The following is a 16,445-nucleotide window of genomic DNA, read 5'->3' on the forward strand; positions in this document are numbered from 1 at the left end:
GCCACCCCTCAGCGCCGTGCCCGTCGGATCCGCCGGACCGCGGTAGGCACGAGAACCGCCGTCAGGACGGCGAAGACAGCGCTGAACAGCCAGTCCCCCGCCGTTGTGGAAGCGGTGTCGGCGACCGCGCCGTCCGTCCAGATCACGGCGATCCCGGTCACGGTCATGAGCAGGCACACCATGGCCGCGGCGACCGTTCCCGCCGCCCACACCGCACGCAGCCACCGGGGCGACCTGGGCGGGACCCGCTGTCCGTCCCGAACCGCCGCCATTGTCGCCCGGACCGACGAGAGACGGGGCACCAGTTCTGCCGACAGGACCGCGGCGCCATCTGTCGCACCGGCGCCTGCCGCACCACCGGCGTCACGGCCGCCGGCGTCCAGCACGGTCAGTATCCGGTTCGGCAGGTCGAGCAGCGTCACGAGCTCGGCCAGCGGGTCGGACGCCCACTCCGACGCGCGCATGATCGTGCGGAGCGCGACCATGTCGGCCCGTCCGCGCGTGACCTGCTCCGACAGGAGGCCGGCGAGGTCGTCCGCCGGGGCCGGGTCGGGCGGGCGCAGGTAGCGCCACCCGCTGTTCCAGCTGGTCGCACCGACCGGCTGGTCGCCACGAAACAGGGTGACGCCAGAGGATGTGCTCCCGGACGCGCGGGTGGTGCCACGCCACAACGCCAAAACGACACCGCGAGATCCGGAGCTCGCGGCGCCGGCCCTGGCCCCCAGGCCGACGTAGTGGGAAGGGTCGGTCGCGTCCGACAGCACCGACCACGTCGCATCGATCGCCGTCAGGAACGACGGACCTTCCAGCGCGGCCGCCATCCGGGCCGCGAGCGGATCACCTCGATGCGCGACGACAGATCGCCGCGGCACGGCCGGGCGGATCTCGGGACAACCGGCGATCGTTCCGGCGAGGCCGTCAGCGAGGTCCTCGATGCGCGCCGAGGTCTCCAGGACCTTGCGCACATCACCGGTCCGGTGCGGGGCGTCGAACAGTCGGCCCACCGCTCCGGCCACGTCGTCAAGGTCTCGGGCGACCGGGAGCCCGTCTCCGATCACGCACTGCGACGTGCCTTCGTCCGTGGCCACCCGTACCAGAACGCCGCCAGGACGTCTGGTCACGGCGAGGTACGGCCGGGTCGCCGCCAGCAGGGCCGCCGGTTCCGTCTCCAGCCACGCCGCCGTCCACCCCTCGGCGGACGTCGGGCCGACCGCTCCCCGACCCGCGTCTCGTCCCAGCGCATCGACAAGCGCCAGTTGCTCACAGCGCACGATAAGCAGCACGGCCCCACCATCCAGTCCGACCACGACATCAGACACTATTCAGGCCTACCGGTCGCGCTGCTCGCCTGCGGGGCGCGACGTTATGGCTGGGCGGTCGCATCCGCCGCAGCCGCAGGACTTGGCGGCCGTCGTCATCCGCCGCCAGGGCGCCGCCGCCCAGCCGGTTGTGGCCCCTTCCACCGCTGCATCTGCACCTTCGTGAACTCGCCAGTGGACGGCCTGCCGGTCGCCGCCGTCGGTGCCCTCGACACCAAGAGCCGGCGGAGCGGTCGCGCGGGCTGGCTTCGAGCGGATCCGTCCGAGGCGAGGCCGGTGACGCCGCGCGGCTTTTCGACTACCTTTACGACCGGCTAGGTGATCGTCGAGAACTCCTCGTGCTTTGTCGGACAGTCTGGTACGGGGGACGATGACGCAGCGCGTGGCACCGCCGGTGTCCGTGAACGAGCGTGAGCCGGCACGGGTCTCCGGCGTTTCGCCGGGTGCGCGGCACGTCGACGGGGCGGCCGCCAACGCCGTTGTCAGCAACCAGCTGTCTGCCGGCTGCTCGGGTCCGGTTCCGGCGGCGCCGAGACGTGATCGAAAAATCCGGCTATTTCCGCAGGTCAAAACGGTGGGCAGGGGCGGGGTCGAACCGCCGACCTTCCGCTTTTCAGGCCGGTCCATACCGTCCAGGAACGTCCATACACGTGCCCTGACGTCCCCTTCTGGCTGCTGGAGTCCCCCGCTGGCGGCCCGCGTTGCCACACGCACTGCCACACATCCACCGCTTCCCAGAGGGCCAGCGACACCCCCGCCGCGCCTTCGCCAAATCCCCGTGTGGCAACCGGTACGGCAGCAGGCAGAGCGAGGCGGACAGCCCTGGCTGAGAGGTCAGCCGGAGCCAGGCAGCCGACCGCAGCCATTCGGGGTCTTCGATGAACGCCGAAACGGCAACAGCCGCTGCCTCGCCCGGCGGTCGCGGCGGCGACGGGACAGGGAGCTCCGCCGTCCGCGGCGTCACCGTGATCATGGTGTTGGTGATGGGCCTCAGTTTCCTGTTCGGCTTCGGCAACTCCTGGACGCTGGGCCTCCACCTCGGGGTCCCGCCATACGTCGCGCCGCTGGTCGCACCCGCGGTGGACCTGTCCGTCGTCGGCCTCCTGCTCGGAATCCGCCACCTCGCACTCGGCGGCGCGACCACCCAGCAGATGCGGCCCGCCTGGCGACTACTCATCTTCGCCGGCTTCGTCACCCTGGCACTGAACGTCTCCGAACCACTCATCGAACAGAACTACGGCCGGGCAGCCTTCGACGCCGTTGGCCCACTGCTCCTGATCGGCTGGGCCGAGGTGGGGCCAGGCCTGCTCCAGGCAATGAAGGCCATCGAGACCAAGACGGTCCAGCCTTCGTCCGTTGATGACCCGCCCGCAATGGACAAGGTATTCATGCAATCAGATTCTCTCAGGGCTACGTCACCTGTACGGGCGTTGCCTCAGGAAAGGCAGCCAGAAGCCGACACCACCCCCGTTCAGCACAGTCAGGCAGTCGCGCCCAGCGCTCCGTCGTCGTCAGTATCGACGACGTCCGTCGTCACCACCGGTCCGGAACCAGGAACACCGGAGGATTCAGTCCCTACAGCCAGGGCCGGAGAAGGGAAGTTGGACCGTTGCCGGATTGACAAGAAGGCGCGTGAGCAAGACCTGCTTCACCGGGCGCGTGCCGAGGACGTGTTGCACTGGCAGCATAACCAGCGTCCGATCTCAGCGGATACCTTGCGAAAGCGGCTCCATGTGGGTGCTCCCACCGCACGCAGGCTCGTCGCGCAGCTACGCAGCGACACCCACACCCAGATCGAAGGCATCGTAGATCAGCCACCCGGTGTTGGCTGAGTTTCCCGATGCAACGACAGTCAACCGGGGTGACGGAATACCCATCTTCCTGCCCTAAACAGATTCTCTTTCGCGGCAGTCCTGACTCTTCATAGCCGACGCCGGACGGAAGATTTCCCTGACCAAACGAGAGAGCTCATCACCAGGCCGTCGTGAACCCGGAGGTCGAAGCCTCCTCGACCGGCCTGCCTCACCCGTACCAGTTTCCAAGGCCCAGCGAGGCGGCTGGGCCTTGGAACTCAACCCGAGCGCTCCGGCATCCCCGCTGGAGCTGTCAGGTTGAGATCACGCTCTGGTACTACGCTTCCTCGTACAGCACGCCGTCGCGCGTGAGGATCGTGGTCACGGCCGCATGCTGGCTGTCGTGGACCACGAGCACCAGCAGCTGCTCTGCTCTGGAGGCACCGACGTAGAGCACCCGGCGGGTTTCGTGGCGTGCGCCGCAGTCCCAGTTCGACACGCCCTCTTGGATCCCGCCGTCCCGCGCCTTGGGGATCACGAGGGCGACGGCGGGTGATTGCAAGCCCTTGTAGCCGTGGACCGTGGAGTAGGCCAGGGCATCTGGGTTACCTGCTGCCGGGATGTGCTTCCACTTCTGGTCCTTCGTCACGCGCAGCTTCTTCGCGATGTCCGGGAACCGCTTGTCCCACCCGAGCTCCGCGATACCGCTCTTGATCGCGTCGCGGAACTCCTGCGGCGTCGCCTCGTAAGGCGAGACCCGCCAGGCGAGGCGCAAGGCCCCAGCGCGGAACTGCCGCTGGGTGATGCGGCACGCCTCGAAGAAGTCGTTGTCGTGGAGATCTGCAAAGCCACCTGCCGACTCCCGCAGGATGCTCTCGAACAGGGCCATCGCGCGGGCGCGATCCTGCGGCTTCCCGTTGCCGTCCCGGATGATGGCTGTCGCCTGGGCCAAACGCTCGATCGTGGTGGTGGCTGACCCGAGGGGCTTGCCCGCGCCGGCGTATCGGCGCGCGTCGCTGCCGCCGTGGGACAGCACCACGATCTGCTCTGCTGCAAAGCCCTCGCGCGCCGCGAGCGCTGTGATCTTTTTCGCCGCACCGGCCGGACCCGTGATCTTCAGGACGTAGACGGGCCGGGGCTCGTCCTTGTATGGCCCGCAGGGCGTATCGGCGCTGTCCCCGTAGCGCAGGCTGTCCACCACCTTGCAGATGGCGGGCGTGCTGCGATAGTTGCCGTCCAGGGGCTCGCCGGCCTCGACCAGTCCGGCCAAGGCGCCGGTCTCGCCGGGCGCAGTCTGCCGGAAGCCGTAGATCTCCTGGTCCACGTCACCGACCATCACCACGCTGATGCCCGACGCTTCCAGGAAACGGATCAGCGCCACGTCGCCGTCGTTGGAGTCCTGGAACTCGTCGATAATTACCTCGCCGAAGCGGTGGGCGAACCGCCGCTGAAGGCGCCCCGCCAGCACCGGGTCGACGAGGTACCCGGTCATGAGGTGGCGGGCGTACTCGCAGTCCACGAAGCCTGCACGGGTCAAGGACCGCCACTTATAACGTGCCTCGGCGGTGATGCCGTCCATGACGTCCTTGACGGCGGACATGGTCTGCGGGCGTAGTTCACCGGGTATCCGTCGCCGTACCAGCGTTGCCTCACCGTCTGCGGCGAACGAGAACCAGGCGAGGCGCAGACGCAGGCCAGCCTTCACCGTGGAGGTGTACACCCGCCCCGGCGTCGTCTCCCATGTGTCACGAAAGCTGGGCGGGTGACCGCGTCTGGCCGTGTAGATGGGTCCGACGATGTAGCGGTTGATGAATCCGTCGATCGTGCCGACGAAGTTCGGGGCCCTGAGTAGCTGGGGGTAGTCCTGACAGCGCTCGTGGACGGCCGTGATCGCCGCATTGGTGAACGAGATGAGCGCTACGCCGAGCCGGTCGCCCTCGAGGCCGGGACGCCGGATGAACCGCTCCACGATGCTCTGGGTCTTGCCGGCCCCCGGGCAGGCCCTCACCATCCGGCTTCCGGGCTTCTCGATCAGTGCCAGCTGGTCCGGGCTATAGATCAGCCCGTTCGGAGGCGGCGCCATCAGACGAACCTGATCGCGTCAGCCAGGTACTCCGGGCAGATGAACGGGTAACCGTCCTTGATGAGGCCGGCCAAATCGTGGGCGAACTCGCCCTTGCTAATCAGCTTCTCGTCACGGTACAGCGCGAGGTAGAGCGCCCGGGCCGGGTCGTCGCCTTCGATCTTTTCTTCCCACTTCGCCTCGGAGAGAGGATGCTGCTTCAGGTAGGCCTTGCGCAGCACCGGCTCGTTCCCCGCAGGCGTCAGGAGGTCCGCCTCCAAGGTGTGGGGCGCCTCGGCGACTCGCAGGATGCCGCTCGCGTCAAGCGACGCCGCGATGGCCTCGAGGTCCGCCTTGCGGTCGGCCGGCTTCGGTTCCTTGGCTCGCTCCGCGCCGTCCTTGCCCGCCTTCGTCCTTTTGGCTTCCCGCTCCTCGATGATCTCTGGAAGCACCGGATCACGGTCGGTGATCGCGGCGAGCCGGTCCACGAGGCGAATGCCGTCGCCGGCGGACCACAGCAGCAGCTTGACGTAGGGCGCGAAGTCCACGCTGCCGACGTTGATGATCGATGACGCCCGGTACCGACCCCAGGCCGCCTTAGCTGCTTGCTTCTCCTTCTCCCTCTGCTCCTCTGTCTCGTCACCACGGAGCTTTGGGACGAGGACGCAGTGCTTGGCAAGGGCCGGCAGCAACACCGCCTCGGCGATGCCTTCCACCAAGGTCACGCGGGAGGTGAACAAAAGCTCCGACCGCGTGACGTCGAGGTACTGGTCGATCTTACGGCGCTCGTCAGGCTTTAGGCCTACGTCGGCCAAGGCCAAGGCCACCGTCGTAGCACGCATGGCCGGCTCGTTCGCCTTGACCGAGGCCACCTTGGCACCGTTCACCGGGGCCGGCACCGGCGCCAGCTCGCGTTTGGTCCGCAGGGCGACGATGTTGGTCGTGCCCACGGCGCTCGCGAGATTTGGCGAGTGGGTAGTGGCGATGACCTGGATACGACGGGCCGGTTCGGCGTCGTCTGGGCGGGTCGACTGCTCCGCCTTCTCCCGGAGGTAGTCGAGCAGCACCGCCTGAAGCTGGGGGTGCAGATGCGCCTCTGGCTCCTCGACAAGGAACAGCGTCAGCTCCGAGTCAGGAGCGTGCTCCAGCTCCAGGATCACCGAGGCCATGAAGACCAAGTTGGCATAGCCCAGCCCGGAGTCGGCAATGTCGGCCGGTTCCAGCCCGTGCTCCGCCATCTTCAGCCGCAGGCCGCGGGTAAGCCGCTCCAGCCGCACGAGCTCGAAGCCAAGGCCCACCCGTTGCGGGCGGACGGGCGTCGTGAGGTTGTCAACGTGCCGGTGGATGTCGTTCCGGGTGTTCGTGACGACCGGGTGGTCGGCGAGCTTCTCGAAGCCGTCCTTCGCCTTGGCGAGGAAGTCGTCACGATCATCATCACTGATGAGGTACTTGATGATGTGAGATAGGCGGCTGCCCCGGGCGGAGTCCAGCTCCCGCTGGGCGTCGCGCAGCGGCGCCAGGTAGACATGATTGACGCGAGCCCGTAGCTCCGGCTCCGAATCGACTGCCTTCGCCCGGCCAACCAGCGGCACCCGCCGTTCGCGCTGCGAAAGGTCCGCTTCTACCCGGTAACGGCTGGTGTAGTAGAGGCAGCCATCCTCCGCGTCAACGAGCGCCATGTACTGACCCTCTTGGTAGTGGCTAAGCCCCGCGAACCGCGCGGTCAGCTCGACGTCGTCGCGACTACCGAAGGACGGGTCATCGTCGGCCTCAAAGTAGCGCGTCGGGCGGCCACTCAAGGGCGGAGTGGAGAGACGCAAGGCATCGATGATGTTGGACTTGCCGGAGTTGTTCTCACCGACGATGAGCGTCAGCCCTCGCTGGAACGTGACCGTCGTGTCCCGACACGAGCGGAAGTTCTTCAGCGTGAACTCGGCCAGGTACATCGACTGCCGGACCGACGGCCGCGCCCCGCCATCGTGGGGCAGCGCAAGCCCAGGAGTAGATACAGCCACCAGATGTCCCCGTTTACTTGCCCCGTATTGATCTTGAACCACCCGACAGTCAAGATCGAAATTTGTCGCTCCACGGCGGATACGGGCGAGCGACAACGGGGACTTACTGTAGCGGAGCCATACCAGGTCGACTGCCGCCGGGCGTACTCGGCGATCTACCCGAACGGCCATGTCAGCATCACGACGCGCGGTTCAAGGCCGCTCAAGGCCCGTTGTCTACACCGGTGTGAGCGCGAGAGGTGCGTTCCCTCAGGCGAGCAGGCCGCAGCGCACCACGTGGACCGTCTTGGTGGGGCCGCCACCGTGCTTGACCTTCTGGACTTCCTTCTGGAGTTCCTTCAGCGCCGAAGCCATCACGCCCACCACCATCGCGACACCGCCGGAGCCGGGGCCATGCTCACAGACGATGTAGCGGACACGGAGGGACCGGGTGGGCCGGCCGGGACATGGTGCTGACGCAGGCCTACCTCGCCGAGGTCCATGCTGCCGCCAGCGATCTGGAGGTCTCCCGTTTGTACGCCGAGCAGGCACGGGGAGTCTGTCGGGGCGAATGCAGTCACCGCCGGCCGAGGCCGTACTGACTGGACTCTCAGTCCTGTGAGGGACCGTTGCTGGATAGACCTGATGATCAGTGCCAGAGTGGGCCGCCGCAGGTGACCACACGCAAGCGAAAGCGGGGGACGTGCTCCGAGATGCCGAGGTTCGACGTGCTCTCGTCGACGAGCTCGCCATAGGCCTCGACGCCGACACCCTCGTGCTGGACGAGCTTGACCTATGTGGCCTTACCCGGGTGGATGTCGCGGTCGTCAACGGTCACCTGTCCGGCTTCGAGATCAAGGGCTCGACTGACTCGCTGCGCCGCTTGCCCAGCCAAGTGACTGTCTACTCACAGGTACTCGACTTCGCCGAGGTGGTCGTCACCGAGAACCACTGCCGACGTGCCCTGGACATCCTCCCCGCCTGGTGGGGAGTTCGGGTCGCTTCGGAAACCGGGCGGGTCCATCTTGACGGCTTGCGGCCACCTCAGATGAACGATTCCGTTGATCCAGGCGCCCTCGTGCAGTTGCTCTGGCGAGATGAGGCTCTCGCCGAGCTCGTCACACGCGGCTTGGACCATGGAGTCCGGTCCAAGCCGCGATGGATCATCTGGGAGCGTCTGGCTGCCGAGGTCCCCCTCGACGAGCTGAGGGCCGCAGTGCGCGCACGACTCAAGACGCGAACAGGGTGGCGATCTGCTCGCTGACCAACGTTAGGTGGTGCAGCGTCCCGTGCTGGCGCCACGTCGTCGGAGACCCACCTGTCGCGTCGTCGTCTGCGACCGCAGCGATCCATGCGTCGGCTCGGCAGTGCTGTCGGCCAGCGAAGTAGGTGGAGGCACTTAGCTGTGCGGCGACAGGATTCATGGCCGCCGCGCCCATTCCTCGCGGCTTCCCCGCATAGAGGCCGCCTTTGGCAATGATCCACTGGTCGCCATTCGTGTAGCGCAACGTTGCGCTGATCCTTCCCCCAGGAGGAAAGGCCCCCATGTCCGCAGCCGGGTTGGCGATGGCGTAGTCCCCGAAGGACGGCTTCAGGTCGGGCGGCAGTCGCGCCAGGAGCTGGCGGTAGGCGACCCACTCCGTTCGTTCGATCGAGGAGAGACCCTCCGCCCTTCCCCCCATGGTCGCGGGGAAGGCAGTACCCGCTACGGTGACGCTCCGCCAGCTCCGCGCAAACGGAAGATTGAACAGCTCGGCTTCGAGGATCTCCGCTGTATCCGTGGGATGCCCTTGGATCCGAGTGCCCAGGTCCAGGATCAGGTCGGTTTCGCTAACCGGGACCTTCAACACCCCCAGAAACTCCTTGAGCCCGGCGCCTTTATCGTCCGAGGGCCACTGCTCTGGCGGAAGCCGGAGACAGACGCCGAGCTCGTGTCGTCGGTGCAGCACTGTCACCGCGGAGTCGTACAGCCCTGGCCGACCCGGTGAGGTCACGGGAACCGGGCTGACTCCAGATCGGACTAGGCCATCCACGAAGACCTTAAGGGGGTGGGCACCGTCGGGCCCCTGTTCGTCCTGGAGATACCGCAGGTCGATGAACGCGGGACCGGTCCAGCGACTGCTGATGGCCTCGGCAAGGTCCTCCAGACGTGTACCGAGAGTCTTCTCCGTCTGCTTTTGGGCCGTGTCCTGCGATGCCGGCGGTGCCACAAGTAGGGGAAGCATGCCAGGTCGCGCCGAGGTGGACAGATTTCTGAGCGCGTCCAGCTCACCTCGCCGTGCCAGGAGGATCGGGACATACCGCAAGCTACTGGTCACAGGGAAAGCCTCCTGTCACAGCCAGGCGTGAGAGCCGGCCAACCAGTGACACCTTCCCATACCCATAATACCTGATCTACCACTTTGCGCTACAAGCCCCGCGGGCAGAGCCTCGCCCAGCCGGCGGGATCGCCCCGTTCGTAGCCGACATGGGCCGCCATCTCAGCCTCCGGGCCCCGCTCGAGCACCGCCGCTCCGGCAGGAACGCACCCGGCCCGGTCGACGCCGCCATGCTCCGCCCGCCAGGTCGATCAGCCAGGCGTCATCAACCAGCAGTTCGCGCAGCCGCCGCGCCGATCCCACCGCCGGTGGCCGGCCCGAACAGTTCCCGACCCGCGACTAACCCGCCTCGGACCCACCCGCCTCGCTCTCGAGCACCCCGTTCCGCATCCCAACCCATCTCACTCTCCGAGCCCCCTTCAGAGACGACCTGACCTGGGCAAACGGTATACAGAAGATCCGAACAGTCCCTCATAGCGTCTCTGGCATCATGACTTACGTGAGTACCGACGGGGAGGCGGCGGTGGATCCGCCGGCGTGGGACGTCTTGGTTTCGTACGCCGAGAGCGACGTCCAATGGGCGGAGTGGGTCGCCTGGCAGGTCGAGGCAATAGGATATCGAGTTCTTCTTCAGGCTTGGGACATGGTTCCGGGGACTCACTGGACAGGGCTCCTGGCTGACGGCCTGGCCCGTTCCGGACGTACAGTCGCGATTATTTCGTCCGCCTATGTCGAGTCGGCGCAGGCGAGAGCTGAGTGGCTGGAAGCGTGGCGGAGCGACCGGGAAGGCCTGCAGCGCAGGCTCGTTCCGGTGCGTGTCGAGGATTGCCGACCAGCCGGAGTACTCGGTCAGGTCGTCTCGATCGACATTTTCGGCGTTGATGCTGACACGGCGTCAATGCGTCTAGCCGACGGTCTGCACGCCACAGCGTCCGGACGGACGAAGCCGGACGCCGCACCAATGTTCCCGGGTGATGCTGCGGGTGCGTGGGCGTATCCGGACTCTCGCACGATCGCACCGCCATTCGCTGCGGTAGAACCTCCCGTGCGGCCTCTACCCGCGGTCCTGCCCTTCGCTCAGTTAGGCAGCGAGGAGTTCGAGCGCCTCACAGCGGCGGTCGCGAAGCACGTCGACGGGTTCGCGACCGTGTCCCGTTACGGCACGCGGGGTCAGCGGCAACTGGGTATCGACGTGCTGGCCAGGAACGACGACGAGTCCGCTGTGTGCTACCAGGCGAAGTGCTACGCCAGATACATGCCGGCTGACCTGAGAAAGGCCGTCGACGAGTTCGCAACGCGCCGCCTGTCGCCATGGCGAAAGATCATCGTCATGGTGGCGTCTACGACCAACAGTGTCCAGATGCTAACCGAGCTGGAACGCCTGTCCACGCGGCACACCGACTTCGCCATCGAGCTGCGAGGCGAGGAACAGCTCTCCGACGAGCTTCGCCGCCACCCCAGCCTGGTTGCAAGATTCTTCGGAGAAACCTGGAGGAAGGAATTCTGCCTTCTGCCAGAAGGCGAGTCCGCGACCAGGACGCCGCCGGCCATAGATCAGTCCTTCGCGCCACCGGCCGTTGGTAGCAGTGCGACCGCCCGCCCTTCGCTGGAGGCCGCCGTCCTCGGCGAGCTCGCTGCCGGCTTGATCTCGCCTGTGGTCGCGTTGACAGGCATGTCGGGCGCCGGTAAGAGCACCATCGCGCGCAAGGCTGTCGCGTCGCAGGAGGTGCGAGACCGTTTCGCGGACGGCCTGATTTGGATCACGGCAGGACCCGGAGCGGACCCGACCGCGTGCCAGTCCTGGGTGTTGGAGGCCTGCGGGGACCGGTTTCCCGTGCGGACCGTTGATGAGGGTGTCCGCCGCCTTCGCAAAGTTCTCGGCGGCCGTCGCGTCCTCATAGTGGCGGACGACGTGTGGACAGCCGAGCAGGTCCGCGCGTTGGACGCCCAGGTGCCGGGGTCAGGTCTGCTGGTCACCAGCCGGAACGCCGAGGTCGTTTCGCCTGGAGATGGTTTGGTATGTGTGGGGCCACTCGAACCCGACGAAGCCCGCAACCTGCTCGCCCGCTATGCGGGCGTCGACGCGGACGCGCTACCTGATGAGGCAGACGACGTCGTCACGACCTGCGGCCGCCTGGCCTTGGCCCTGGCGATCGCCGGAGGGATGGTCGCCGATGGCCACCAATGGTCTTACGTGCTGGCTCGCCTCAGAAACGCCGACCTGAGGAGACTGCGCCACCGCTTCCGCGACTACCCCGACCATCCCACCCTGTTCGCCGCGCTGGACACGAGCCTGGCCGCCCTGCCGCCAGCCGACCGGGTCCGCTTCCTGGAGCTCTCGGTATTCGAAGGCCAGACGCCGGTCCCCCACGAGGCTGTGCGTCGGCTGTGGCGACTGTCCGGAAGTCTCGACGGGTTGGATGCCGCTGATCTCTGTGTCACGTTGGCGCAGAGGTCGCTGATCCAGAGCGATCCCTCGACCGCGACGATTCAGGTACATGATCTCCTGTTTGTCTATGCGCGGCACGAACTAGGCGCGAGGCGTCTCTGTGAATTGCACCACCGACTGGCCCAGTCTTTTCTGGCCGGATGGGGAGGACTGAGCGAGGGCCTACCGAAACTGGCCGGGTCTCCCACACTCGACGCTGAGAACGCGTACGGACTTGCACACGTCTGCCACCATCTCCTCCGCGCCGACGACCCGGAGGGACTGCACCGGCTGCTGAGCAGTGAACGACCGGGAGTCGGTGCGGATTCGGCGAACCTGTGGTACCACGTTCACGAACGACTTGACGTATCGGCCTGGTATCTGGCCGACCTCCGGCTGGCCTGGCAGCAGGCCGAACGAGAGGTCGATACCGCCACCGAGCGGCGTCAGCGAGCGGTGTCCGTCATCCGGGAGTTTCGGTATGCGTTGATGACGTCGTCCGTAGTCGGCATCGCCGGGCAGATTCCCGTGCCGCTGCTGGTGCTTCTTCTGCGGGAAGGCGTGTGGACGCCCACCGAAGTCCTCGCTTACGCCTCGTCCATACCTAACTCGGTCGTCCGTTCCCAGGCGCTGGCTGCGTTGTCGCCAAACCTTCCAGGCGATCTTGTCGCGGAGGTCATTGAGGGAGCCCGGCAGATGGGGGACCCGCAGCTCAGAGTGGACCTTCTCGTGCAACTTGCCCCGCACGCGCCCGCAGCGTTGCTCGAAAGCCTATTCGACGCGGTGTGGAGCACACCCGCTTGGTGGGCCCAAACGTCAGGCGCGACCCGGCTAATCAGATTCCTGGCACCGGACCGGCGGATACCGGTACTCGATTCCCTGCTGGATATGGTCCGCGACCGCGATGACCCTTTGGAACGCGTGTGGGGACTGGATGAACTAGCGCCACACCTTACGCCTCCCCTGCGCCGACGGGTCGCGGCCGAGGCGCTGTGCGCCACCAGGGACATCGACGACCTTCCGATCAGAGTCTCCGCGTTTGCGCTTGTGCTGGCGCACCTGCCCCCGAAACGCCGTGCGGTCGTGCTCGTCGAGGCGCTGACCTGCGTCGACGGCCTATCCGACTCCTACGAACGGATCGATGCGGTCGCAGAACTGGCGCCGCACCTAGCCGCGGCCGGAGATGTGCCCCGCCTGCGTGATGCTCTGGCGGAGACTCGCGCGACCCGGCTGACAGCGTTCGGACTTCTGCGCCAGATGATTCCCCACCTTCCACCGGAACTCCACGACGACGCGATCGCGGCCGCGACGGCTATGGACGATCCTGATGCGCTGTCTACTGCGCTGGTAGATCTAGCACCCCACCTGTCGGCCCGGCTGCTGGCATCCGCGCTACAGGCCGCTGGAACGATCCAGTCCACGGACTCGCAATCCAACGCGCTCTGCGGATTGGCGAAGTACCTGCCGCCCGGCCTGCTGGGTGAGGCGCTACGCATTACCAAGAAGATCGACAACCTGGCGGACAGATGCAAATCGCTGATCAGTATCGCCGGTCAGCTTCCCCCGCACGAGCGCAGCGTGATCGTGGACGAGGTCCTCGCATCGGTCCCGACGTTGGATTCGATCAGCGTGCGCGCTGACGTCCTGGCCAGGCTAGTTTCCAGCGATGTCGACGCACCGCTCGACCAAGTGCTCACGCTCACATACAGCATCGATGACCCCCAGGAGCGCGTCAGGATTCTCACCCACCTTGCCGGAGCCGCCTCGTCGCCCGTCCGCGACACAGCGCTGGCAGAGGCGCTGGCTGCGGGTCGTGAGATCCCAGAGGACATGTACCGGGCCAAGGCGCTGACCGACCTCATCCCCCTGCTACCGACCGGCTACCGGCGCCAGGTGCTGCTCGAGGCTGTGTCCGCCGCTCGCAGGCTCAACGACAAAGCCTCGGTTGGCCAGTTTCAGATTTCCTTGGCGTCTTGCCTACCACCCAACCTAATCGGCCCGGCGCTCATGAGGACGGTAAACGAGATCTACGTGGGAGCCGAACGTGCCGACGCGCTCGCCACCATCGTGCGTAGGCTTCCCGCCGACTTGCTCAGCAGCGCCCTGCAGGAGGCGAGGCGGATTCCTTACGGCATGGACGTGGTGCTCGAAGCGTTGGCGCCGCGCCTGCCTCCGGACCTGCTCGGCGAAGCCCTCGCGACGGCGTGGAAGGCGCCCACCGCGCACACACGGATAAGCCAGCTGGTCGTCCTGGCGCCATATACCGACGGCGCAGCGCGACAGCGCCTGCTCGACGAGGTGCTGGCACACGACCAAACGAAGCACCACCGGGCGGGCGTAGTCGCCCGGCTCGCGCCGCTGCTGCCAGACAAGACGCGCCAGGCGCTCCTGAAAGAGTCCGAAGAACTAGACCCGGAGGACCGGGCGGTCGCGCTCGGCGGCCTTATCCCCACACTGTCGGATGCTGCGCGGACGGCCGCGACGGAGAATCTGCTGGGCGCGCTCACGACGATCCCGGACCCGATTCGTCAGGCGAGATCCGTCGCCATGTACATCTCGCTCCTACCCGCCGAACAGCACCCGAGTCTACTCGCAGCGACCATCGAACGAATCATTCACGAATCGGGCCGTTACGGCGACCAAGCCGATGGCCTTCTAGCCCTCGCGCCGCACCTACCGCCTGACCTAGCACGGAAGGCGCTGAACGCGGCCCGCCGCCTAGACGTCCCATCCAGGCAGGCAACAGCCCTCGCCGGTCTCACCAGAATCCTTGTTCCGGCTGACAAGGCCTCGGTTCTGCAGGAGGCGATGACGGCCACCGACCACGTAGAACGGGAGAAATACCGGGTTCAAGCGCTCGAGGATATTGCACGCAACACCGTCGCCGAGACTGTGCCAGATGTGATTGCCAAAGCTCAGACGCTGCGATACCCCGACGACCAGGCGACCGTATTTGCAGAGCTCGCCGCGACGCGCGATACGCTGGAGGGCCCGGCGTGGCCGGGCTCTTGGCGGCTTGCACTACGGACTGCCGCCGCAGCCGGTCGCGGTTCCGTTCTGCACACGCTCCCGAGGGCAATCCTGTCGACGCACCTATCCGACGACACGGATTTTGTTCGAGACGTCTGTTCCCTCGTGCGCGACGTCGCACGGTGCTGGCCTTGAACCACTGCAGGCGAAACCACTCGCGGGATTACCTTGCCCGTGCGCTTTTCCCCTGGACTCCGGCAACCTGCTACCGGGCCTCCTGGCAGCTACCCGGACCAGAATTGCACCGGCTGGCGACGAAGAGCTTCCAGTCAGATCAAACTACTCGACCAGCTCTCTCCTGACCTTGCTGGGCGCACCCCACGGGGGTTGCGCACGGAGAACAACCTCACCGGCTGCAGGCGATTCGCGACGCCGATCATCCTGGAGAACTCGCCCTAGGGACTGTCTGGCCGATCATGTCGCGAGCCAGATCGTGATCGAGGCGATGACGACCTCGGACCGGTAGTAGTGCCCGCGTTTGGCGTAGCGGGTCGCCAGCCCGCGGTACTGCTTGAGCCGATTGAAGCAGCGTTCCACCACGTTGCGCTGCTTGTAGAGCTGCGCGTCGAACGCGGGCGGGCGACCGCCCGCGGACCCGCGACGGCGCCGGTTCACCTGGTGATCCTTCTTCTCCGGGATCGTGTGGGAGATGCCCCGTGCCCGCAGCGACTCGCGGATCTTCTTGCTGGCGTAGGCCTTGTCAGCGAGGAGATGGTCGGGGCGTGTACGGGGCCGTCCTCGCCCCAGGCGCGGAACCCGGATACCAGCCATGACCTGGTCGAAATGGGTGCCATCGCTGGCCTGCCCGGGGGTCAGCACGATCGACAGCGGTCGGCCCCGCCCGTCGCACGCCAGATGAATCTTGCTGGTCAGGCCGCCCCGGGACCGGCCGATCGCCTCTTTCGCCGCTGACGGTCGAGCCCGGTTCACCGCGGTCGTGCACCGGGTCCACATACTCCGGTCGGGTCCTGGCCGGCCCAGGACCCGACCCGATCGGGTGCTGGCGGGGGTGAACACCACCGAGGCGGTCGTCGCGGCCAGCATGCTGAACGAGCTCTTCCACCCAGACGCGCAGACCGCGGTCCAATGGCTCAAGATACTACGCGACACGCTGCCCGACCGCGTCCTAGTCGTCGTGGACTACTACGGCGTGCTGGGGCACTCCCCCGAGCCTCCCCCGCGACGGGCGCTGCACGACTGGATCCAGGCAATCTCCTCTCAGGGGATCCCGCCGCCCGACCTCGATGCCTGGGAATCTGTCTACCACGAAGCCGGCTGCGAACTTCTTCACGCCGTCGAGGACTCCCAGGCCGGAGTCTTCATACACTTCATCCGGCTCACGGCAGCCGATCGCGCCTCGACCGGCCTTCAATAACCCGCTTCCGTTGCCGTGCGCGGATCAGGCCCGCGCACGGCGCAGATGCGGCGCCTGTCCGTGTCCCACTGGGAGACGCTGTCGCGTTCCGCCCTCCCCGGGCCGAATGCCATGTCGAGTGGACTT

General features: G+C 66.7%; 8 protein-coding genes and 1 pseudogene. 4 read left to right on the forward strand and 5 right to left on the reverse strand.

Translation table 11 applies throughout. The annotated features are described in order from the left end of the window. Positions 1–8 precede the first annotated feature (8 nt). Positions 9–1,283 carry a hypothetical protein gene (locus FREUN1FDRAFT_RS20870; protein ID WP_035952725.1) on the reverse strand — a complete coding sequence of 425 codons (1,275 nt, stop codon included), beginning with the start codon at positions 1,281–1,283 and terminating at the stop codon, positions 9–11. Between the two features lie 914 nt (positions 1,284–2,197). Here FREUN1FDRAFT_RS20870 and FREUN1FDRAFT_RS20875 point away from each other — a divergent pair. Beyond that, entirely contained in the window at positions 2,198–3,151 is a 954-nt protein-coding gene (locus FREUN1FDRAFT_RS20875) for a hypothetical protein (protein ID WP_006542155.1), read from the forward strand. 298 nt (positions 3,152–3,449) lie between these two features. Here the strand turns inward: FREUN1FDRAFT_RS20875 and FREUN1FDRAFT_RS20880 are convergent, their stop codons facing one another. Together FREUN1FDRAFT_RS20880 and FREUN1FDRAFT_RS20885 are read right to left on the reverse strand one after the other, a co-directional pair. After that, a complete protein-coding gene (locus FREUN1FDRAFT_RS20880) occupies positions 3,450–5,195 on the reverse strand; it encodes an ATP-dependent helicase (protein ID WP_006542156.1) in 1,746 nt (581 codons plus the stop codon). Continuing rightward, positions 5,195–7,120 carry an ATP-dependent endonuclease gene (locus tag FREUN1FDRAFT_RS20885; RefSeq protein WP_006542157.1) on the reverse strand — a complete coding sequence of 642 codons (1,926 nt, stop codon included), beginning with the start codon at positions 7,118–7,120 and terminating at the stop codon, positions 5,195–5,197. Before FREUN1FDRAFT_RS20885 ends, FREUN1FDRAFT_RS20880 begins: the two co-directional genes overlap by 1 nt. A gap of 751 nt (positions 7,121–7,871) precedes the next feature. Here FREUN1FDRAFT_RS20885 and FREUN1FDRAFT_RS41710 point away from each other — a divergent pair. Next, on the forward strand, positions 7,872–8,432 hold the full coding sequence (locus FREUN1FDRAFT_RS41710; RefSeq protein ID WP_157475094.1) for a sce7726 family protein: 561 nt from the start codon (positions 7,872–7,874) through the stop codon (positions 8,430–8,432). On the opposite strand, the gene FREUN1FDRAFT_RS20895 is transcribed toward FREUN1FDRAFT_RS41710, so the two are convergent. After that, positions 8,398–9,486 (reverse strand): beta family protein, encoded by a 1,089-nt coding sequence (locus FREUN1FDRAFT_RS20895; protein WP_006542160.1) that lies wholly within the window; start codon positions 9,484–9,486, stop codon positions 8,398–8,400. The two genes, FREUN1FDRAFT_RS41710 and FREUN1FDRAFT_RS20895, sit on opposite strands and share 35 nt — an antisense overlap. Positions 9,487–9,985: 499 nt before the next feature. Between FREUN1FDRAFT_RS20895 and FREUN1FDRAFT_RS43040 the strand changes: the two genes are divergently transcribed. Further along, positions 9,986–15,079 carry a toll/interleukin-1 receptor domain-containing protein gene (locus FREUN1FDRAFT_RS43040; RefSeq protein WP_198144430.1) on the forward strand — a complete coding sequence of 1,698 codons (5,094 nt, stop codon included), beginning with the start codon at positions 9,986–9,988 and terminating at the stop codon, positions 15,077–15,079. A gap of 279 nt (positions 15,080–15,358) precedes the next feature. On the opposite strand, the pseudogene FREUN1FDRAFT_RS20905 reads toward FREUN1FDRAFT_RS43040, so the two are convergent. Further along, positions 15,359–15,871 (reverse strand): annotated as a pseudogene (locus FREUN1FDRAFT_RS20905) (IS5 family transposase); the annotation flags it as partial. 82 nt (positions 15,872–15,953) lie between these two features. Here FREUN1FDRAFT_RS20905 and FREUN1FDRAFT_RS20910 point away from each other — a divergent pair. Next, positions 15,954–16,319, forward strand: coding sequence for a hypothetical protein (locus FREUN1FDRAFT_RS20910; protein WP_157475096.1), 366 nt, complete (start codon positions 15,954–15,956; stop codon positions 16,317–16,319). Positions 16,320–16,445: the final 126 nt, after the last annotated feature.

It is taken from the genome of Parafrankia sp. EUN1f (assembly GCF_000177675.1).
Classification (GTDB): Bacteria; Actinomycetota; Actinomycetes; order Frankiales; family Frankiaceae; genus Parafrankia.

What these genes read in the sequence shown, in the direction of transcription:
- FREUN1FDRAFT_RS20875 (WP_006542155.1), top strand. Translation starts at nt 2,198, where the DNA reads ATGAACGCCGAAACGGCAACAGCCGCTGCCTCGCCCGGCGGTCGCGGC.
- FREUN1FDRAFT_RS20880 (WP_006542156.1), bottom strand. Translation starts at nt 5,195, where the DNA reads ATGGCGCCGCCTCCGAACGGGCTGATCTATAGCCCGGACCAGCTGGCA.
- FREUN1FDRAFT_RS20885 (WP_006542157.1), bottom strand. Translation starts at nt 7,120, where the DNA reads ATGTACCTGGCCGAGTTCACGCTGAAGAACTTCCGCTCGTGTCGGGAC.